Here is an 18,157-nt window from a genome sequence, read left to right as displayed (position 1 = left end):
TCCTTTGTCAGCGAGCTGACCATGTCGTGAGATGTGGTCAGCGCCGCTGATTTTTATTATCAGCCATGGCAACACATTGTGCTTGAACTCAAAGCCTTATCGAAAACCTACAAAACCGGCGACCGGGCACTGACAGACATCAGCTTCTCCGTACCTGCTGGCCAGGTCGTGGGGCTGATCGGCCCTTCCGGTGCTGGCAAATCGACCTTGATCCGTTGCGTCAATCGTCTGGTTGAGCCTACCTCTGGCAGCATTCAACTCGGCCCAACAGAACTGACCAGGCTCAATGGCCGGGCCTTGCGCCAGGCTCGCCGGCGTATTGGAATGATCTTCCAGGAATATGCGCTGGTTGAACGCCTCACGGTGATGGAGAACGTGCTGTCGGGCCGTTTGGGTTATGTCACCGCCTGGCGCTCGTTCCTGCGCAGATACCCCCACGCTGACATTGACCAGGCCTTCGGCTTGCTGGACCGGGTGGGCCTGGGTGATCACTGCAATAAGCGGGCAGATGAACTGTCTGGCGGTCAGCGCCAGCGTGTGGGGATTGCCCGGGCACTGGAGCAGAACCCCGAATTGTTGCTGGCCGACGAGCCAACCGCATCATTGGACCCGAAAACCTCCCGTCAGATCATGCGATTGATTCAGAGTGTTTGCCGGGAAATGAACCTGCCCGCCATCATCAACATACACGATGTTGTGCTGGCGCAGAATTTTGCAGACCGGATCATTGGTTTACAAGCCGGCCAGGTGGTTTTTGACGGCCCTCCATCCGCGTTAACCCACGATGTCTTGACCCGAATTTACGGTGCAGAGGACTGGGACCAGGTGCAACAGAACGCTGAGACCCAGGACGACGATGTTCTCAGCGAGGCCCAAGCCCTGGAGCAATCATGAGCCGTGAAGTCACCTCTTTGCGGGCCTGGAAACGGCCTCCGATATTGCTGAAGAACCCTCGTTGGCGCTGGACTATTCTCTTGGGCAGCGCAATCTACCTGGTTTTGGCGATCAGCTCTGTGGACGTGGACTGGTCTCGGGTTCACGAGGGGCTTGAGCGTGGCTGGCGATTCATCCAGGGATTTCTGACGCCGGATTTCAGCTCCCGCTGGAGGGACATTCAGATCGGGTTGATAGAGAGTCTGACCATGACACTCACCTCTACCGTGGCCGGCGTTCTGATCTCGGTACCCATAGGAATAGGTGCAGCCAGAAACCTGGCCCCTATGCCTGTGTATATGATCTGCAGAGGCATCATTACAGTATCGCGCTCGTTCCAGGAAATCATCATTGCGATCCTGTTGGTCGCCATGTTCGGGTTCGGCCCCTTTGCCGGCTTCCTTACATTGACATTTGCTTCCATCGGCTTCCTTTCCAAGCTGCTTGCAGAAGAAATAGAAGACTGCGACAGCGCACAGATCGAAGCCATTCGTGCAACCGGGGCAGGATGGTGGCAAGTGGTCAACTATGCAGTTCAACCCCAGGTCATGCCCCGACTTATCGGCCTTTCCCTGTACCGGTTGGACATCAACTTCAGGGAATCGTCCGTCATCGGTATCGTCGGTGCCGGCGGTGTCGGGGCCACGCTGAATACAGCCATTGATCGCTACGAGTACGATTCGGCCGGCGCCATTCTGATCATCATCATCGCAATTGTATTAGTGGTGGAATACTCCTCATCCTACATCCGGCGGTGGGTCCAATGATGCCGGTAACACCTACTCAAACCTGGCAGTTCCGATCACCGAAACAGCATCTGTTGAGGTGGGTCGGCTGGTTCTGGCTCATTGCACTCACCGTGTTCTGCTGGAACCTGATGACTGAAAACACCATATGGGCATTTGTAGCGGATGCACCGCGACAGGCGTCGGATATCGGTGGCAGAATGTTGCCCCCACGCTGGGGTTACCTGAACGAGCTCTGGAAGCCACTCTGGGACACCCTGAATATCGCCACTCTTGGTACCTTGATTGGTGTGATCATCGCCATACCTGTGGCATTTCTGGCTGCGGGTAACACAACTCCGAGTCGACATTTCGTGCGCCCGCTGGCACTACTGATTATCGTAACTTCGCGCTCGATCAACTCCCTGATCTGGGCCCTATTGCTGGTCGCTATTATAGGCCCCGGCCTGCTTGCTGGCATTATTGCTATCGGGTTGCGCTCTGTCGGGTTTATCGCCAAGCTGCTGTACGAAGCTATTGAAGAGATCGATGAAAGTCAGGTGGAAGCCATACGGGCCACAGGTGCCTCGAACGTCCAAGTGATCGACTATGCGATTATCCCGCAGATCCTTCCGGCATTCTGCGGGATTTCAGTCTTCCGCTGGGACATTAACATCCGTGAGTCGACGATTCTCGGGCTGGTAGGCGCCGGTGGTCTCGGGCTGCAACTGCAGTCCTCTTTGAGCACGCTGGCGTGGAACCAGGTAACCGTGATATTTCTTGTCATTCTGGCAACGGTCATCGTTTCCGAGTGGGTGTCAGCCAGAGTTCGACAAGCGGTGCTTTGATGTCAGCTTTAACACCACCATTGCAAACGCCTTCGACACGCTGGGCATTTGAAGCCTATCAGCGCGTTCGCCCGCGGCTTCCAATATCAGCTTCGACAAATGTTACACCTGAATTTGTACCATCACTTGGCGCCATTGCCGACCAGTTCGATGGTTTTATATTCGATGCGTTCGGTGTACTCAATGCCGGCAATACTGCCTTGCCCACGGCCGTCGCGCGCTTCCATGAGTTGCAGGCAATGGGCAAGCATTGCCTGATACTCTCCAATGCCGCCACCGCTCCTCAACAGCAACTGGTGAAGAAGTACCGCCACCTCGGTTTTCCCATTACACAGGAACAGTTAATTTCCAGCCGTATGCTGGTCAGCGACGCATTGGCGCGCGAAAAAGAACAAACCTGGGCCGTTATGGCACCTGCATCGGCACATGCCGACCAACTGCCCTGCCATAGCTTTGTTATCGCCAACCAGACTGTAAAAGCTAACCGTGAGAAGCTGGATAACGCCGACGCGATATTGATGTTAAGCGCTCAGGGCTGGACCGAAGAGCTGCAACAAAGCCTTACCGAGAGCCTGCATCGCAGGTCACGACCGGTCTGGGTGGCAAATCCTGACCTGGTAGCCCCCCGAGAGAAGGGTCTGTCTCTCGAACCCGGGCACTATGCGCACCGACTGATCGACGCCACTGGCCGGGATACTGTATTTTTCGGCAAACCTTTCCGCAACGCTTTCGATGCAGCCAAAAACCGCCTGTCCCACATACCGGCGTCCAGATTGCTGATGGTAGGGGATACCCTGCACACGGACATCCTTGGTGGCCGCAGCTCTGGTATCAGCACAATGCTGGTAACAGCCCATGGTGCGCTCAAAGGTCTCGATGTGACTTCCTGCATAGAGCTGTCGGGCATAGTTCCGGATTTTATTGCTCCGGAAATCTGAAGTTGCAGGCCAGCGGATAAAGACCATTCAGGGGCATCACCCCTGGCTAACAACAACTCAGGCTTTTCGTAACGACGGTCGAGCACCTTTAACCTGCCACCGCCAAAGCCATTCCAGGGGCCCGTAATTAAACAATTTCAACCAGACAGCACTGAAGACCACCTGCACCAGGAAGAGCGCCAGTGAAAACAGCATCAATGCGGCAAGGGACATAGTGGCGAACCGACCACCACCGAACCCATAGAACAGACTGATGCACACCGCAGACTGCAGAACATAGTTGGTCATGGCCATGCGCCCCACAGGCGCAAACATTGCACGAACGCCTCGGGTAAGCAGGCCGTTTCCACGCCACCACCACAGCAGAACAGCCCCATAGCCCATGGCGAGAAGTGGCGGGCTGGCGACATTTCCCATAATCGTTATAAGCCGCCCGGCAGCAGTTTCAGCCTGAGGGCTCACTTCGCCAATCGCCAGAGCCACTCCTGCCCCGAGGCCGAAAATGGCCACGATTGCCAATAACTTGATGTGCCCGGTATTACTCTCAGCCAGGTGCAGCCTAGCGGCCGCCGCCCCCAGCAGAAACATGGCAAGCACACGCAGTGGCCTCAAGCCTTCAAGCCGGTCCATCAGCACGCTGACACTCAGGTAAGCATTGGCTTCAACAACCTCAGGATAACTGCCGCCACTAAGAGCGGGAACATTATCCTGCAGCAGTCGCAAAGCCAGTTCGCCACGGCCGGCCGGCAACCCCAGTTGAGGCCCGAACCACAGGGTAACCCCCACAACCAGCAAAAGCCCCAGGGCCCAGATGGCTAGCGCCCCTGCCCTAACATTCAGAAAAGCACCCAGACACAACCCCATCACCGCATAGAGCATGAGAATGTCCCAGGGCGATAGAAGCAGCGAGTGCGCTATGCCAATCACCAGTAACCCGAACATGCGCTTTATATGGTAGCGAAGGGGCCCATGCTCAATCTTCTGCGCCAACATCATAAAGCTGTAGCCAAAAAGCAGGGAGAACAGGCTGAAAAACTTGGTACGCACAAGAACATCCAGCCAGGTGCCGATGGTCCCGTCCCACTCAGACCAGGTCAGTGCTTGCCTTGTTTCAGTGGCAACAAAGCCCCACCCCGAGAACACCTGGATGTTGATCAGAAGAATGCCGAGGATCGCAAAGCCCCTCAAAGCATCCAGACTATCAATGCGACCGCTTTTATTAGCCAACTACTGCCCCCTTCCGCGTGTTGTTCCGGTTCTGACACTAGTGTTTTCCTGCCTCAACATCCATAGAAAGTAAAATATGGTAATCAACGCCTGATTGACAGCGAGGAAAGCTGAGGCTCAGCATGGGCGGACTTTTTTGGCAGCAATAGCGGGACAGGAGAATCGATGCACCTGGAAAAACCTCGGACGTCTTTAAGTGCAGCTCTGCTTTTTCTTTGCACTTTAAGTTTCCCGGTTCTTGCTCTGGGCGGTGACTGGACGGCCTCACTGGCGCGGGATATAGAGCAAATTGACCAATCATTCTCTGGGGATTTAGGTGTCTATATCAGGCACATGGGCAGCCATCAATCTGTCTCCCACAACGTAGAGCAGGACTGGTATCTCGCCTCGACAACCAAAATCCCACTTGCGATCGCGCTGATGCAGCGTGCTGAAAGCGATGGGCTGGACCTGGAACAAAAGCTCACACTGCGCGACTCAGACTACGTGGACGGCAGTGGTGATCTTATGTGGGTGGAGCCCGGAGCTCGCTATAGCCTGGAGGAGCTCAACAAAAGATCAATTGAAGACAGTGACAGCACAGCCACCGACATGCTGATCCGCTTCCTCGGTGAAGAGTCGTTTAATGAACAGGTAAAAAGGATGGTTCCAGAGGGCCTTGGCCCCATCACGACCATTCTGCAGGTGCGCTACGATGCCTACAGTGAAGTCCACCCCAAGGTATCGGTGCTTACCAATCGTGATTTCATTGATCTGAAAACCGTAAGCACGTACGACGCCCGATTCGACATGCTCATTGAGAAGCTCGCCGTCTCGGCTGACGACATTGGAGCCAGCAGTGTCCGGGAAGCGTTTGAGCGCTATTACGAGCGCGGGTTGAACTCGGGAAACCTGGTGACATTTGGTCGATTACTGGAACAGTTGGTGGATGGCGAACTACTGAATGAAGCCCACACTGAGCGTCTACTTGGTTACCTCTCAGAGATCACCACGGGCGACAACCGGATTGCGGGCGGGCTTTCATCAGAGATACGCTTCGCCCATAAAACCGGCACCCAGGTGGCCCGTTCCTGCGACATCGGCGTACTGAATCCACAAACGCCTGACGACGCAGTGATCGTGGCCGCCTGTGCCAAAAATTACGGTGCTCTCAAAGAAGCCGAAAAAGCCTATCAGGCTGTAGGCCACGCTCTGCAAAAAGCGGGTTTTTAGTTTCGGCACAGAAGGCTGGCTTCCGCCAGCCTTCTCTCATTCAGGACAGGTGGTGCACGCTTTCCATGCCATAAACCGGTGTATTCAGGCCCTCTTTTCGAGCTTTCAGCTGAAGGGCCAGATACAGGGAATAGTGGCGTGATTGCAGCCACGCATCAGGACCTGACCCAACTCATTGAAAACGGCCATTTCCGGGCCGACCTGTACTACCGGTTGAACGGTACTACCTTGCGCTTGCCATCCCTGGGCGAGCGGGCCGACCGCCAGCATGTCATTAACCGCGTACTCACGAACCTGGTTCAGCAAAACAACCTTCCCGATGTCCGAATCCGGGCAGATGCTATGAGCGCTCTCCTTGCCTACAGCTGGCCGGGCAATATTCGCCAGCTCGTCAACGCACTGGCATTTGCCGAAGCCACCTGTGACAACGGCCAGATCACGGTCAACGATCTGCCGGAAGAATGCCTGAGTAGTCACGAGGTTGCAGAGCCCGGCTCAGACCCGGATCGGGACAATAAAAACGCCGAGAACAACCGATTGCTGGAATGCCTGAAAGAATACCGCTGGAACGTATCCGAGGTCGCACGATGCTACGGCGTGTCACGGCCGACCATCTATCGCTGGATGCAACACCAAGCGATAGAGCCGCCCAGATTTCTGGGTAAGCGATGACTTGTCGCCTCTACATGGGTTCAGGAACCTAAAACTCCAGGCAGATCTTGCCAAAGTGCGCGCCTGACTCTTCATAGCGAAAGGCATCTGCAATCCCGTCCAACGCGAACGAACGGTCAATGACCGGGCGCATGTCGTTGGCCTCGATGGCGCGAATCATTTCCTGCTGCTGCACCCTGCTGCCCACGATTAGCCCTTGCAGGCGCGCCTGCTTGGATAACAGTTTCAGTGTGGGCACGTCCCCTGCAACACCCGTAAGAATCCCAATCAATGATATGTGGCCCCCGATACTCACGGCGTCGATGGATTCCGGCAAGGTGCCGGGGCCGCCCACTTCAATCACATGATCCGCTCCTCGGCCACCAGTCAGATCAAGTACCCTTTGCCCCCATACAGGCGTGGTTTTGTAGTTGATGGTCTCGTCAGCACCTAACGCCTTCAGGCGCTCAAGCTTTGCATCGGATGATGAGGTTGCGATTACCCTGGCCCCCATCATCTTCGCAAATTGCACCGCAAAAATGGAGACGCCACCAGTGCCCAGGGTGAGTACCGTATCGCCCGCTTTCAGGTTGCCGTTGACCACCAGTGCCCGCCATGCCGTAAGCCCGGCGGTTGTAAGGGTAGCGGCCTCTGCGTGGCTATAACCCTTCGGCGCTTGGGTAAAGCCCTGGGCCAGCCCAATGACCTGCTCCCGGGCGTAGCCGTCGACGCCGTCGCCCGGCGTGGTGCTGAAGTTATCTATTGGTGCAGGACCGTCCACCCAATGCGGGAAGAAGGTTGAGACCACATGGTCACCCACTGAAAACTCGCTCACGCCTTCGCCAATGGCCTCTACCACGCCTGCACCGTCGGACATTGGAATACGGTTATTTTCGGTTGGCAGAGCGCCCACGACCACCGCGTAGTCGTGGAAGTTCAGGGAGTTGGCGTGAATCCGCACCCGGATTTCACCTGGTCCGGGTTCGCCGGGTGCGTTGCCAGCGATTACCCTGAGTTGGTCCAGTCCGAATGGATGAGAGACTGTTGCAAGCTTCATGAGCCGGCTCCTATTCGTCAGTCGCGTGAAAAGTGAGATCGCTTGGCTCCAAAATGGAACCGTTACTATCGTCGACTCAGTTTTGGCTAACGGGCGCCGGCGGACAATGCTACTTGAGTGCCATTATTGCTGTCACGAAGAGCTATTCAAAGGGGCTGTTTCGCACCCGGTTCAGGGTGATAGGGTAAGGCTCAAGGGGAAAGATCAAACGTTACCAATAGCGAATGCTCCTGCGGCAGTTCGCTAGTGGGGTTTGCGATTTATGTATCACAGCAACGCCCTTGTAGTAAAAAGTTCGGCGTTTGTCGCACTGGCTGCTCTTTGTTGGGGCCTGTCTGGCGGTATTGGAAGCATCCTGCTGGCTGAAGGGTGGAGCGCCTTTGTGGTGGCACTTTGCAGAGGTGCTATCGGCTTCCTGTTTGTGCTCGTCTGGTTGTTGCTACGACCGCATAACAGCGGCTTGGCAAATCCTCGGCTATGGTTCTGGTCTGCCATTGCCGGGCTTGGCGTGACAGGCAACTTTACCTTCTATTTCATGAGCATCGGCGAGGGTAGCGTCGCAGTTGCGGCAACGTTAATGTACTGCGCCCCAGTGTTCGTCTATCTGGTGTCCTTCGGGCTGAAACTTGAACGTCCGACACCGCTCAAGTTAACGGCCATCTGCGTTGTCATTCTCGGAATCGTATTGCTTACCGGCGTTTATGATACCGGAGGTAATAAGATTACACTTATTGGGGTCGTTGCCGGCCTTCTTGCGGGATTGTCCTATAGTATTTTCATTTTCGGTTTCAAGTACGCCGCGCCTTATGGCAGCCCCCAGGCCATTCTCGTGATAGCGCTCGCGCTGCTCTCCAGCATTCTTAGCTGGCCAGGCGAAACAGGCCAAACCATCGCCGTACTGACTTCCCCCGACTGGCCGCTGTTTGCAGCTCTGGGTGTGCTGGGTGCCGGCCTCTCTTTCATCCTTTATATTGTTGGGCTCAACCAAACAGCACCGACCACCGCCTCGATTATGGCAATGATCGAACCTGTTACTGCGTCACTGTTCGGTGTTTTATTGCTGAATGAGAGTATCGGCGGATTGCAGTATGTTGGTATGGCGCTAATTCTGATTACAGTTACCATTTTGAGTTTCAATTCAAGCAGGGAGGCGAGGTGACATCCTCACGCACCAATCCTTGAGGACCTGGTTCACTGAACTGAAAAGACGTCCATGATTTTTCCAAAGGAAGCCTTTGTTGGGCTAACATATCCAGCGTTTATCAGTAATTCACCTTCAGATTGAACAGGTTCACATGTCCGAAGATCCCCTCAAAGCCCTTTCCGACATGGCTAGCGATGCGCATACCCGCATTCAGGCGGCCCACCAGCACATCAACCCGGTGATAGAAGTGCGCCGTGGTATGCGTGATGCCGGCATTCCCGCAGATGTGATGACCATAGACTGCCTGCGCACCCGCCGCCGCATCACACTCATATTGCATGATGAACAGCCAGGTGTGTTGCTCTATCAGTTTGTAACCATCGAGGATGAAGTGGGAAACGACTTTAAACAGATAGCGTTGCCGGAGGTAAGCACCGGCACGCTATTTGACTGGATGCAGGATTATTTCGACAGCCCTTTGAACAGCGCCTCATAAAAGCGCTCTGATTCCCGAATGTGGGGCGAGTGGCCCAGATCGGAGAACAGGAGGCTCTCACAAAGCCGGGCTCGCATTATTGCTCGGTGGCGATTTCCTGGAAGGCTTCTACCAGAGTAGCGGGCTCCTGAGCGCCTGCAATGAGGTACTTGTTGTTGATAATAAACGCGGGGACAGCCGTGACGCCGGCCTTCTGATAATTCTCTTCGTCTTCTCGCACGGTCTGCGCGTATTGGTCCGACTCAAGGACAACCTTGGCCTGTGCTGGATCCAATCCCAGACCTTTAACGCACTGGACAAGAATATCGTGGTCTGAGACGTTCTCCCCCCTGCCAAAATAGGCCTCAAACAGTGCCTGCTTCATACCAGTCTGAAGCCCTTGCTCGCCGGCCCACTTGACCAATCGGTGGGCATCAAAGGTATTGCAGGTTAGCCGCTCCTGCAATTTATCGAAGTTGATGCCAAGATCTCTCGCAATCGTCATCATCTGATTCTGGGTTGCACGCGCCTCTTCCTCGCTCTTCCCGTATTTCCGAGCCAGAGCCGGCAAAATCGGTTCGCCCTCCCCGCTATGCTCAGGGTTCAGTTCAAACGCATGCCACTCGATAGTGAATTCATACTCGGGCGCCAACTGCGCCATTGCACGTTCCAGCCGAGCATAGCCAATGGCGCACCAGGGGCAAGCGATGTCAGAAACGATATCAATGTGCATCTTGATCATAATGGGTCCTCGAATGTGAACAGGCAATTACGGCTTCTTCCAGATACTCGAGTGCGTGCTTGTCAGAGCTAATACATTCGAGACGGCTATCCGGACTCATTTCCAGCCTGGTTTCAGACAGTACGTTATCCGCCTTGTCGTAAGCAATGACTCCTTGATCAGTTTTAAATACGCCTTTGATCCGTTCAGCTTCCGCACCTGAAAGCAGCGTGTACAGCCGGCTTGCATCAAACACCCAGTCGGCGTCAAACACCCAGCCCTGGCTGTAAAACCCCTCACTTTCTTTCCCAACACCAAGATAGCCTTCAGTCGGAGTATCGACTGCCTTTGCAAAGGAGAAGAATTGTTGGGGGGCAGCATGATCATCGGGCAAGCGGTCGTCACCTGCAGACGTATCCAGCCAGCCAAGCTCCAGCGCCCCCCGGCTCACTGGAAAAACGGATTCCGACCGGGCGTTCAATGTCTTATGGAGATAGTCCAGCAGCGCCGGCAAATCTCCGGGCTGATACTGTTCTGCTTTGTTGGCAACTATCACGTCGGCGACACGTAACTGCTGGTTGAAGGTTGCGTGGTTCAGGTACCGGGCGTCGTGAATTTTTCGTGCATCAACGAGGGTAATCGTCGCGCGAAGATCCAGTATTTCCCTGTAGTGCTCTGAGCCCAGAACCTCGAGCACCTCTTTGGGGTGGCCAAGGCCGGTAGGCTCAATCAGCAACCGGTCCGGTTTGGCGCGAGCGATGAGCATATTAAGCGCCACCTGCATAGGCAAACCGGCAGCGCAACACATGCAGCCACCCGGCACCTCGCGAATGAAGACACCCTGTTGCCCGCTTTCGTGCCCCTCGAGCACACTGCCGTCGATACCCACCTCGCCAAACTCGTTGACAAGCACGGCCCAGCGTTCGGTTTCAGGCTTATGCTTAAGCAGGTGCAGAATAGCTGTGGTTTTCCCAACACCCAGAAAGCCGGTGATGACGTTGGTCGGAATTGGTTTAGAGATTGGCATTTAAAGAAACGTTCTCTTGTGCGGCTTTGACTGCTTCGCCACGTTATAACATATCACTCCATGCATAAGAAATCGGAGTGGGCAGCATAAAATATGCGGTAACAGTGAACCAAAAAGCCAATTGCGGACTACTGTACTAGTCTACTCATTTTTTCGCGAACGGAGCTCCCGCATGATCACAGTTCACCACCTCAATAACTCCCGCTCACAGCGGATTCTCTGGATGCTGGAAGAGTTGGGAGTCCCCTACGAAATACAGCGTTACGAACGCGATCCCAAAACCATGCTGGCACCCGCAAGCCTTAAAAAAGTACACCCGCTGGGCAAATCGCCGGTGATCACCGATGGCGATCTGGTCGTCGCCGAATCAGGCGCGATAATCGAATACCTCGCCCACACCTACGGCAAAGACACTCTACTGCCAGAGAGCGGCGGGCAGAAGTGGCTCGATTACACTTATTGGCTGCATTATGCCGAAGGTTCCCTGATGCCGCCTCTGCTTATGCGCCTGGTATTTGAAAAGGTGAAAACCAGCCCGATGCCGTTTTTTATCAAGCCCGTCGCAAAAGGTATTGCAGACAAGACCAATAAGGTTTTCATCGGCCCCATGATCAAAACACACCTTGATTTTGTCGAATCCCATCTGGCGAAAAACACCTGGTTTCTTGGCGACAACCTGAGTGCTGCGGATATTCAGATGAGCTTTCCGCTGGAAGCCTCAGTAGCCCGGGGTATTGTCGGTAAAAGCCGGCCAAATATCACAGCCTGGGTTAAACGAGTTCATGCGAGAACTGCTTATCAGAAAGGCCTGGAGAAAGGTGGAGATTACGATTTTGCCTAAGTGGGCAGCATAGAGCTCAAGTGCCCTGTAAAGTGTAGTACCCCGGATGACTCACGAGGTGCTATCAACATGAGCGATTTTCGCAGCGACACAGTTACTCGGCCAACCGACCGCATGCGCAAGGCTATGGCCAGCGCCGAAGTTGGAGACGACGTGTATGGCGACGACCCAACCGTAAATAGCCTGCAGGCATACGCAGCCGAGCGGTTGGGCTTTGAGTCCGCCTTGTTCACCTCCACAGGCACCCAGGCCAACCTGTTGGCAATCATGAGCCACTGCGAGCGGGGGGATGAGTACCTCTGCGGCCAGTCGGCACACAACTATCGCTACGAAGGTGGCGGCGCCGCCGTGCTGGGCAGTGTGCAGCCACAACCCATTGAAAATGAGCCAGACGGAAGCATCCACCTTCAAAAAGCCAAAGCTGCTATTAAAGCTGACGACTTCCACTTCGCCGTCACCCGCATGCTCTCGCTGGAAAACACCATTGGCGGCAAAGTGTTGTCACTGGACTACCAGCGCCAGGCTCGCAAATTTTGCGACGACCACGGGCTGCAACTGCACCTCGATGGCGCCCGGATATTCAATGCCGCAGTCAAATCGGGCTGCGATGTAACCGAGATAACCAAGCACTACGACTCGGTCAGCGTCTGTCTCTCAAAAGGGCTGGGTGCACCGGTAGGGTCGCTGCTGCTGGGTACAAAAGCCTTTATCGACCGCGCGACACGGCTGCGCAAAATGGTAGGTGGTGGCATGCGCCAGGCTGGGATACTGGCAGCCGCCGGGCGCATCGCCCTGGAACAGGGCCCACACCGGCTTTACGAGGACCATGAAAACGCCGAATATCTGAGCGCCGGCCTTGCCGCCATTCCACAGTTGGAAATTAACCCCGCCAGCACCCAGACCAACATTGTCTACGCCCGCTGCCGAACCGGCCGCGCTTCGCAACTGCGCGACTATCTCGCGGATCTGGGCATACAGGTCACCGCAGGCGACCCCATTCGATTCGTAACGCACCTGGATGTGGACCGGCAAGATGTAGACCGGTTGCTAGGCGCCATCCAGGGGTTCTACCAATCGTGATAGAGGTAGAAAAACCGGAGACGGGCGCTGAGCCAGACCAGAGCATCCCGGAAGCTGAAATAGCACAGGCTTTACGCTTGGGAATAACGCGATACTTTGCCGACTGTCGGGCAAGGGTGCCTGCGTTTATCGACCGTCATTTTAATTACCCGGGCGCTGTTGCAACCAACCGGATGGCACTGGGGTGGGACATGGTTCGAGCCCCGGTCAACCTGCTTTGGGCGCCGTTTTACGCACTGGCGTGTCTGGTGAAAATCATGCCTCGCAACCGGGCCGGCCTCAAGTGGCTGCACGCCGTAGCCGACTCTGTGCCGGCAGGTTTTACTACTCGGGTGCAGCAGCACATCTCGAACCTGATTCAGACAGACCTGCTCAACAAGCAGGAAGCCATTCATCTTGCTGACAGTGCCCTGCCTGAAGCGCACCTGCTAGAGAGCTACCTGGTTGAAGCCTTGGAGGAAGTTTATGCACGCAATACCCATAAACCGGTAGATCACCAGCGTTTCACCAAACTGATCGAGCCCCTGATCGGAGACGCTCTCCGCCAATATCGGGTAACCCGAACCGCTTCCGCCGATATCACCAACAGCATTTCATGCACCGTGTTGGGCGCCTTTGCCTTTCAGAAATTTACCCCCGGGGGCATAGGCCTGGGCGTGGTACTCGCATCCATGGTCGCAAAGAACCTGGCTGCGAGAGACTTTATTCTGGGCGAAACCATCGGCGGCTGGTATTACAGCGTATTTCCACCTGAGCCGTCGCTGGCGACGACGGCCAGCGTGATGCTTGCTGTTATGGCGACACTGGCGGCGTTTGCGGCTTTGTCCGGGGTTATTTCCGACCCATTGCAGGCTGCACTCGGCCTGCACCGACGACGCCTGAACAAACTGCTGGATCATCTGGAGCAGGACGTAACACTGAGCACCCAAAACAGCTTCCGCCCCAAAGACCAATATGTCGCACGGGTTCTGGACGCCTTCGACATGATCAGGTCTGGTTTAATCTAAGGACCCCAGTCGGCGCAAGGCATTACCAACATTAGCCGAGAACCTCTTGTATCTGATTCAGCAGCTGCAGAGCGTCCTCATAAAAACGCGCCTGGCTGCCCTGCTCACGCAGGTACTTACCAGTGGCTTCAAGGGCTTCTTCCTGCCGCCCCGTTTCATGAAGTGCTTCGCCATAGAAATAATAAAAATCCGGATCCAGCGGCACTTCAAGCTCCTCCAGGCGCTCGAAAGCCGGTAAAGCTTTCTCGTAATTTCTGGCTGCCAGAGCATCTCGCAGGGCAATCATATACTTATCCACCAGCACTTCTTTAGGCAGCGAGGCTTCTAGCACCCTTCTCCTCTCATCTGCAGCAACGGCTCGCCGATCAGATTCCACCACAGTGACCATCGTCTGACGTTCCGCGGGGGCAATCAGCACATGGGGAATGGTGTCGTAGACGGGTGCGCAGGTCTCCAGTGAAGGCTGGTCAAGGCACGCCTTGACCAATTGCTGCTCTGCTTGGGGAAGGTAATCGTGGCGCGGTCTGGAGGGTTCAATTACAACACGACTGTACCAATGCAGATTGTCAAACCACTCCTGGAATTCATGCCTGGAGATTTCACCATAGGGACTCCAGATCCAGGGACCTACATTCTCAAAATAAAGCTCCTGGCCCTGGCGGATGGTAAACATCAGCTCATTCGACTCATGCCCTTCGAGCTGGGTTTTCAAGCGATAGCTACCCGGCAACAACGGCAGCCGAACGAGGCCTCGGTGTTGGGTTCCAACGGCAACATCGTTGAGCCAGATAGTCACCGGCTCGGATTCGTACCCACCGAAAGGCACAGATATGGCTGCCACCTCGCTTAAATCTTCCGCCAACAACACGTCCTGCTGCTCTGTCGAAACCGGCTCATTTAACACTGCGTTACTGGCACACCCGCTTGCAATAACAGACAACGTAAATACCAGCAAAAGATGCAGGCATCGCGTAATCACACAGCCAGGAACTACTGGAAAGAATCTCCACATAATCGCTTCATCCGCGGTTTCTGATTTTTAAGTAATGCCAACTAAAGATCAGACGGCAGTGATTAACGGAAGCTGAAAGTGCCCCCACTCGCCGCACACAAATCTCTGACAGTAGCTGGATCCGTGCCTGGTGTGATGGTCACGGAAGTCCGGTTTTCAGAGTCTATTCGGCAGGCAGGCCCTGAAACAGGACACTGTGAGTGTATCTCGGCCCCCGCCTGGCGACACTGCGCCAGAAACTGATCATAGGTATTTTGGCTACCCAATGTGTATTCCACACACATAGACTGACTCACCAGATTACAGGCCAAAGCATGGTCGCCAGGCACAGTTCGAGTGCTGGATGAATGCCCGGTGCCTGAATGGCCGGTGCTCGCAGTATTTGAAGCAACCGCATTCCCCGCCTGTGCACGCATATTACCCATGCCGTCGGTTCCAGCCGTACTGTCCTGAACCATAGCCCCGACAAAGGCCACCTGGTCTTCAACATCCAGTTCCGTCAGGCCGCCGGCAAGAGCACCCGCGCCAAGTGCCGCCAACTTGCCCCACTGAAACGAACTGCTGTCATTGTCTGGCTGTCGTGCCTGGGCAACGCGCCTTTGATGCTCCTTTTCTGCATCAGCGATAAGCGTGTCAGCCTGTTCGTCATAAATCCTGAGGGTTTCACGCCGCCGATCGAGAGCTGTGATCGCAACCCGGGCCTCTTCGATAGTCGGTGGTGTCATATCCAACAATGAGACTTGCTTCTGCAACTTATTGCATTGATCTAGCCGCTGGTCTTCAAGCCGGAGGACGTCGCTCTTGATTGCGCCGTAGGAATTATCGTAGCAACCGGCTCGCTCCGAGGAGCAACTGCAAAGAAGGTCGAGCGATTGTTTCTTGCGCTCAAGCTCAACATGGGCGTTCTCTAGCGCAATGCGATCCCGTTGGAGCGGAATATCGCTCAGGCGAATGCCTGTTTCGCTGGAGCGTTCACGTTCATCGTCGTCGGGAGTAGCAGCGGATAGCGGGGCTGGCTGTGCTGTTGTCGAATCATCACGCAGGTCGGCAAGGCTGAATTTACTGCTACCAGGTGGCGGCGTAGCCGCTGAAGATTGAAGCGAGTCCGTTTGTGCACGAGCCAAACCAGCCAGGGCAAAAAACAACGTCAGAAGCAAAACAATAGGCTTCATGAACTCATCTGTACCTGTATTAAACTCACACACATCAAAATCAGTTTAAATACTTCTCACGAATTTTCCAGACTGGCTAGAGCATTTTTTCATCAAATCCGTGAAAAGTGACACGTCTGGATGCGGGCATCTCGGTTTCCCGCACTTTTATTTTGACCAAAGCGCCCCATATATTAGTTAACTTCAGAACCTTCATACCCTAGGACACCACAATGAACGCTATTCTCAAAAAGTTTCTCTTTGTTTCGAGCATTTATCTGCTAGCACCCTCTGCTGGTGCTTTCAGCTTGGATAGCGCTCTGTCCAGCGGAACAGCCGCACTCACCTCAGCAACAGAGGTCAACGGCGAAGCCCAACAACTGATGGGTCAGCTTGAAGAACAGCTCGGTGTTACCGAAGCTCAAGCCGCAGGTGGCACAGGTGCACTGCTGCAACTGGCCCAAAGTGAGCTAGGCGCCAACACTATGAGCTCTCTCACCAGCCAGGCCTCAGGCCTGTCCAGCCTTCTAGGCGGCGGCAATAGCCTGACGGAAAGCATGCTCTCCAACATTTCATCCATGAGCGGGGTCGAGTCGGCCTTTTCTGCACTGGGCATGGACAGTTCCATGATTCAGCAGTTCGTGCCAATCGTGATGGGTTTCCTGGGAGACCAGGGCGTTGGCTCTTCTCTGCTAGGCCAGTTACAGGGCCTGTGGACACCTGCCAGTTAAGAGCAAGGCTTACAGAAGCTACAATGCTACGCCACGTTCAATATTGACGGACCGCCCTGCGGCATGCCTGAATGTAGAGCATACCAATGGGCGGAGGAACAACCATGAAGTGGATCATCCTGATCATTATTGGCGCAGCAGTAGCTTTCTGGCTATATCAGGGCCGTCGCAAGAACAACGTTGAAGACCCTGACATGAAAACCTTCGAAGAAAAGGACTACTACCTCCGGCCAGGTGACGACTCATCCGGTGAGCGTTTATCCGATGACAATTCCTCCGACGACAAAAACCCGCGTCACTGAATTGCTTCCTGCCAGCTCCATACAGATATCAAGCGGGCATTAGCCCGCCAATGCGGCTCGCACCTTCTTACCCAGATGGCCCATTTCCACCCGGCCAAGCACCTGTGGACGTAGCTCATTCATCACGCGCCCCATGTCCTGCATTCCCTGGGCGTCGGTTGAGTTGATTGCCGCACTAATCAGGTTGTCCAGTTCATCCTCCGTAAGAGCTGCAGGCATGAACTCTTCAATAATCACCATTTCCGCCCGCTCAGTATCACCCAGCTCCTGACGACCAGCATCGTCATATTGGCGGGCAGAATCGCGGCGTTGCTTGAGCATTTTATCCAGCACTTTCAGAACGTCTTCGTCACCCAGCTCGCGGCGTTCATCAATTTCAATCTGCTTGATCGCGGCCTGCGCCGTACGAAGAGTGACAAGCCGAAGTTTATCCCGGTTCCGCATCGCAGTTTTAACCGCACTGCTCAGTTGTTCCTTGAGTGATGATTCCGCCATTGTTGAGCTCCTGTTCCAATAGTTAAGAGAATGAACTTCGCAATAATCAAAGAGACGAGTGTAGCGAAAGGATACTACACACCGGACGCTGCTGAACGGGACATGCTGAAGAAAGAGACAGTTAAAAAACGAAGGCTACGCCCGTGGTAATAACACCAAACAGAATGGACAATCCGATCAGGGTTTTCCAGGGAAATGGTGGCGGGGGCGGCTCCACCGTTAGCTGCTCTTCCAGATAGTTTCTCAGCAACCGGGTATTACGAGTATTGGCCTTATAAATCGCATCAAAGGCATCCCCGACCAAAGGCAACAGACCACCAACAAAATCGATACCCATATTGCGCAGCATGCGCAGCTTTACATCCTTACTGGCTCCGGCACGCTGGGCCTCCACCAACACATAACTTGCCAGCACCAGGCCTGCAGCATCGCCTACCACCGGCAACAATCCAATAACAGCCTCTGCCCCGATCTGGACTCGAGTGAAAGGAATACCAATACTGCTGTCAGTAAAGCGGCTGAACTTGTCCAGCCTCGCAAGAATCGCCCTCTGACGGGCTTCGGTAGGTTTGGCCATAGA

Annotated in this window: 21 protein-coding genes; 13 read left to right on the top strand and 8 right to left on the bottom strand. The window is 54.7% G+C overall.

Features of this window, described 5'->3' with window-relative positions; genetic code table 11:
• Positions 1 to 78: 78 nt before the first annotated feature.
• Genes phnC through Q4606_RS04320 form a run of 4 tightly spaced genes read left to right on the top strand, consistent with a single transcriptional unit; the run spans position 79 to position 3,444 of the window.
• Complete coding sequence (gene phnC / locus Q4606_RS04335) at positions 79 to 894, top strand: phosphonate ABC transporter ATP-binding protein (protein WP_303606777.1); 816 nt, start codon at positions 79 to 81, stop codon at positions 892 to 894.
• Positions 891 to 1,700 carry a phosphonate ABC transporter, permease protein PhnE gene (gene phnE, locus Q4606_RS04330; protein ID WP_303606776.1) on the top strand — a complete coding sequence of 270 codons (810 nt, stop codon included), beginning with the start codon at positions 891 to 893 and terminating at the stop codon, positions 1,698 to 1,700. The genes phnC and phnE (Q4606_RS04330) overlap by 4 nt, the downstream gene beginning before the upstream one ends.
• Positions 1,697 to 2,506 carry a phosphonate ABC transporter, permease protein PhnE gene (gene phnE / locus Q4606_RS04325; protein ID WP_368502304.1) on the top strand — a complete coding sequence of 270 codons (810 nt, stop codon included), beginning with the start codon at positions 1,697 to 1,699 and terminating at the stop codon, positions 2,504 to 2,506. The genes phnE (Q4606_RS04330) and phnE (Q4606_RS04325) overlap by 4 nt, the downstream gene beginning before the upstream one ends.
• Positions 2,506 to 3,444, top strand: a complete 939-nt coding sequence (locus Q4606_RS04320; RefSeq protein WP_303606775.1) for a TIGR01459 family HAD-type hydrolase — start codon at positions 2,506 to 2,508, stop codon at positions 3,442 to 3,444. The genes phnE (Q4606_RS04325) and Q4606_RS04320 overlap by 1 nt, the downstream gene beginning before the upstream one ends.
• A gap of 57 nt (positions 3,445 to 3,501) precedes the next feature.
• Here Q4606_RS04320 and Q4606_RS04315 read toward each other — a convergent pair whose 3' ends face one another.
• Entirely contained in the window at positions 3,502 to 4,671 is a 1,170-nt protein-coding gene (locus tag Q4606_RS04315; protein ID WP_303606774.1) for a DUF418 domain-containing protein, read from the bottom strand.
• 165 nt (positions 4,672 to 4,836) lie between these two features.
• On the opposite strand from Q4606_RS04315, the gene Q4606_RS04310 reads away from it, so the two are divergent.
• The gene (locus Q4606_RS04310) at positions 4,837 to 5,883 is read left to right on the top strand and encodes a serine hydrolase (RefSeq protein ID WP_303596413.1); all 1,047 of its coding nucleotides are present in this window, start codon (positions 4,837 to 4,839) and stop codon (positions 5,881 to 5,883) included.
• Between the two features lie 138 nt (positions 5,884 to 6,021).
• Complete coding sequence (locus Q4606_RS18210; RefSeq protein WP_368502303.1) at positions 6,022 to 6,555, top strand: sigma 54-interacting transcriptional regulator; 534 nt, start codon at positions 6,022 to 6,024, stop codon at positions 6,553 to 6,555.
• Positions 6,556 to 6,583: 28 nt separating this feature from the next.
• Here Q4606_RS18210 and Q4606_RS04300 read toward each other — a convergent pair whose 3' ends face one another.
• Positions 6,584 to 7,591, bottom strand: a complete 1,008-nt coding sequence (locus Q4606_RS04300; RefSeq protein ID WP_303606773.1) for an NAD(P)-dependent alcohol dehydrogenase — start codon at positions 7,589 to 7,591, stop codon at positions 6,584 to 6,586.
• A 262-nt stretch (positions 7,592 to 7,853) separates the two neighbouring features.
• On the opposite strand from Q4606_RS04300, the gene Q4606_RS04295 reads away from it, so the two are divergent.
• Together Q4606_RS04295 and Q4606_RS04290 are read left to right on the top strand one after the other, a co-directional pair.
• Complete coding sequence (locus tag Q4606_RS04295) at positions 7,854 to 8,750, top strand: DMT family transporter (RefSeq protein ID WP_303596416.1); 897 nt, start codon at positions 7,854 to 7,856, stop codon at positions 8,748 to 8,750.
• 136 nt (positions 8,751 to 8,886) lie between these two features.
• On the top strand, positions 8,887 to 9,231 hold the full coding sequence (locus tag Q4606_RS04290; RefSeq protein ID WP_303596417.1) for a hypothetical protein: 345 nt from the start codon (positions 8,887 to 8,889) through the stop codon (positions 9,229 to 9,231).
• Between the two features lie 76 nt (positions 9,232 to 9,307).
• Here the strand turns inward: Q4606_RS04290 and Q4606_RS04285 are convergent, their stop codons facing one another.
• Both Q4606_RS04285 and Q4606_RS04280 read right to left on the bottom strand, forming a co-directional pair.
• Complete coding sequence (locus tag Q4606_RS04285; protein WP_303596418.1) at positions 9,308 to 9,952, bottom strand: DsbA family oxidoreductase; 645 nt, start codon at positions 9,950 to 9,952, stop codon at positions 9,308 to 9,310.
• A complete protein-coding gene (locus Q4606_RS04280) occupies positions 9,933 to 10,958 on the bottom strand; it encodes a GTP-binding protein (RefSeq protein ID WP_303606772.1) in 1,026 nt (341 codons plus the stop codon). Before Q4606_RS04280 ends, Q4606_RS04285 begins: the two co-directional genes overlap by 20 nt.
• 172 nt (positions 10,959 to 11,130) lie before the next feature.
• Between Q4606_RS04280 and Q4606_RS04275 the strand changes: the two genes are divergently transcribed.
• The 3 genes from Q4606_RS04275 to Q4606_RS04265 all read left to right on the top strand — a co-directional run bounded on the left by Q4606_RS04275 (position 11,131) and on the right by Q4606_RS04265 (position 13,886).
• Positions 11,131 to 11,799, top strand: coding sequence for a glutathione S-transferase family protein (locus Q4606_RS04275; RefSeq protein ID WP_303596420.1), 669 nt, complete (start codon positions 11,131 to 11,133; stop codon positions 11,797 to 11,799).
• Positions 11,800 to 11,868: 69 nt separating this feature from the next.
• Positions 11,869 to 12,879 carry a low-specificity L-threonine aldolase gene (ltaE, locus tag Q4606_RS04270; protein ID WP_303606771.1) on the top strand — a complete coding sequence of 337 codons (1,011 nt, stop codon included), beginning with the start codon at positions 11,869 to 11,871 and terminating at the stop codon, positions 12,877 to 12,879.
• Complete coding sequence (locus Q4606_RS04265) at positions 12,876 to 13,886, top strand: DUF6635 family protein (RefSeq protein WP_303596422.1); 1,011 nt, start codon at positions 12,876 to 12,878, stop codon at positions 13,884 to 13,886. Before ltaE ends, Q4606_RS04265 begins: the two co-directional genes overlap by 4 nt.
• 31 nt (positions 13,887 to 13,917) lie before the next feature.
• Here Q4606_RS04265 and Q4606_RS04260 read toward each other — a convergent pair whose 3' ends face one another.
• Complete coding sequence (locus tag Q4606_RS04260; RefSeq protein WP_303606770.1) at positions 13,918 to 14,898, bottom strand: tetratricopeptide repeat protein; 981 nt, start codon at positions 14,896 to 14,898, stop codon at positions 13,918 to 13,920.
• 62 nt (positions 14,899 to 14,960) lie between these two features.
• Complete coding sequence (locus Q4606_RS04255; RefSeq protein ID WP_303606769.1) at positions 14,961 to 16,070, bottom strand: hypothetical protein; 1,110 nt, start codon at positions 16,068 to 16,070, stop codon at positions 14,961 to 14,963.
• 212 nt (positions 16,071 to 16,282) lie between these two features.
• Between Q4606_RS04255 and Q4606_RS04250 the strand changes: the two genes are divergently transcribed.
• Together Q4606_RS04250 and Q4606_RS04245 are read left to right on the top strand one after the other, a co-directional pair.
• On the top strand, positions 16,283 to 16,780 hold the full coding sequence (locus Q4606_RS04250; protein WP_303606768.1) for a DUF2780 domain-containing protein: 498 nt from the start codon (positions 16,283 to 16,285) through the stop codon (positions 16,778 to 16,780).
• Between the two features lie 104 nt (positions 16,781 to 16,884).
• Positions 16,885 to 17,082, top strand: a complete 198-nt coding sequence (locus tag Q4606_RS04245) for a hypothetical protein (RefSeq protein ID WP_303606767.1) — start codon at positions 16,885 to 16,887, stop codon at positions 17,080 to 17,082.
• A 39-nt stretch (positions 17,083 to 17,121) separates the two neighbouring features.
• Here Q4606_RS04245 and Q4606_RS04240 read toward each other — a convergent pair whose 3' ends face one another.
• Entirely contained in the window at positions 17,122 to 17,577 is a 456-nt protein-coding gene (locus Q4606_RS04240) for a GatB/YqeY domain-containing protein (RefSeq protein ID WP_303606766.1), read from the bottom strand.
• 121 nt (positions 17,578 to 17,698) lie between these two features.
• Positions 17,699 to 18,154 (bottom strand): DUF4112 domain-containing protein, encoded by a 456-nt coding sequence (locus tag Q4606_RS04235; protein ID WP_303596428.1) that lies wholly within the window; start codon positions 18,152 to 18,154, stop codon positions 17,699 to 17,701.
• Positions 18,155 to 18,157: the final 3 nt, after the last annotated feature.

Source organism: Marinobacter sp. 1_MG-2023 (assembly GCF_030549045.1).
Taxonomy (GTDB): Bacteria; Pseudomonadota; Gammaproteobacteria; order Pseudomonadales; family Oleiphilaceae; genus Marinobacter.
Note: the sequence above shows the minus strand (reverse complement) of the source record. Positions and strands in the feature narration are given on the sequence as shown.

Bases quoted from the DNA above. Each gene is read 5' to 3' on its own strand.
- phnE (WP_303606776.1), top strand. From the start codon at position 891: ATGAGCCGTGAAGTCACCTCTTTGCGGGCCTGGAAACGGCCTCCGATA.
- Q4606_RS04295 (WP_303596416.1), top strand. From the start codon at position 7,854: ATGTATCACAGCAACGCCCTTGTAGTAAAAAGTTCGGCGTTTGTCGCA.
- Q4606_RS04280 (WP_303606772.1), bottom strand. From the start codon at position 10,958: ATGCCAATCTCTAAACCAATTCCGACCAACGTCATCACCGGCTTTCTG.
- Q4606_RS04290 (WP_303596417.1), top strand. From the start codon at position 8,887: ATGTCCGAAGATCCCCTCAAAGCCCTTTCCGACATGGCTAGCGATGCG.
- Q4606_RS04240 (WP_303606766.1), bottom strand. From the start codon at position 17,577: ATGGCGGAATCATCACTCAAGGAACAACTGAGCAGTGCGGTTAAAACT.
- Q4606_RS04300 (WP_303606773.1), bottom strand. From the start codon at position 7,591: ATGAAGCTTGCAACAGTCTCTCATCCATTCGGACTGGACCAACTCAGG.
- Q4606_RS04245 (WP_303606767.1), top strand. From the start codon at position 16,885: ATGAAGTGGATCATCCTGATCATTATTGGCGCAGCAGTAGCTTTCTGG.
- Q4606_RS04310 (WP_303596413.1), top strand. From the start codon at position 4,837: ATGCACCTGGAAAAACCTCGGACGTCTTTAAGTGCAGCTCTGCTTTTT.
- Q4606_RS04320 (WP_303606775.1), top strand. From the start codon at position 2,506: ATGTCAGCTTTAACACCACCATTGCAAACGCCTTCGACACGCTGGGCA.
- Q4606_RS04250 (WP_303606768.1), top strand. From the start codon at position 16,283: ATGAACGCTATTCTCAAAAAGTTTCTCTTTGTTTCGAGCATTTATCTG.
- Q4606_RS04235 (WP_303596428.1), bottom strand. From the start codon at position 18,154: ATGGCCAAACCTACCGAAGCCCGTCAGAGGGCGATTCTTGCGAGGCTG.
- Q4606_RS04260 (WP_303606770.1), bottom strand. From the start codon at position 14,898: ATGTGGAGATTCTTTCCAGTAGTTCCTGGCTGTGTGATTACGCGATGC.
- Q4606_RS04275 (WP_303596420.1), top strand. From the start codon at position 11,131: ATGATCACAGTTCACCACCTCAATAACTCCCGCTCACAGCGGATTCTC.
- Q4606_RS04255 (WP_303606769.1), bottom strand. From the start codon at position 16,070: ATGAAGCCTATTGTTTTGCTTCTGACGTTGTTTTTTGCCCTGGCTGGT.
- ltaE (WP_303606771.1), top strand. From the start codon at position 11,869: ATGAGCGATTTTCGCAGCGACACAGTTACTCGGCCAACCGACCGCATG.
- Q4606_RS04285 (WP_303596418.1), bottom strand. From the start codon at position 9,952: ATGATCAAGATGCACATTGATATCGTTTCTGACATCGCTTGCCCCTGG.
- phnE (WP_368502304.1), top strand. From the start codon at position 1,697: ATGATGCCGGTAACACCTACTCAAACCTGGCAGTTCCGATCACCGAAA.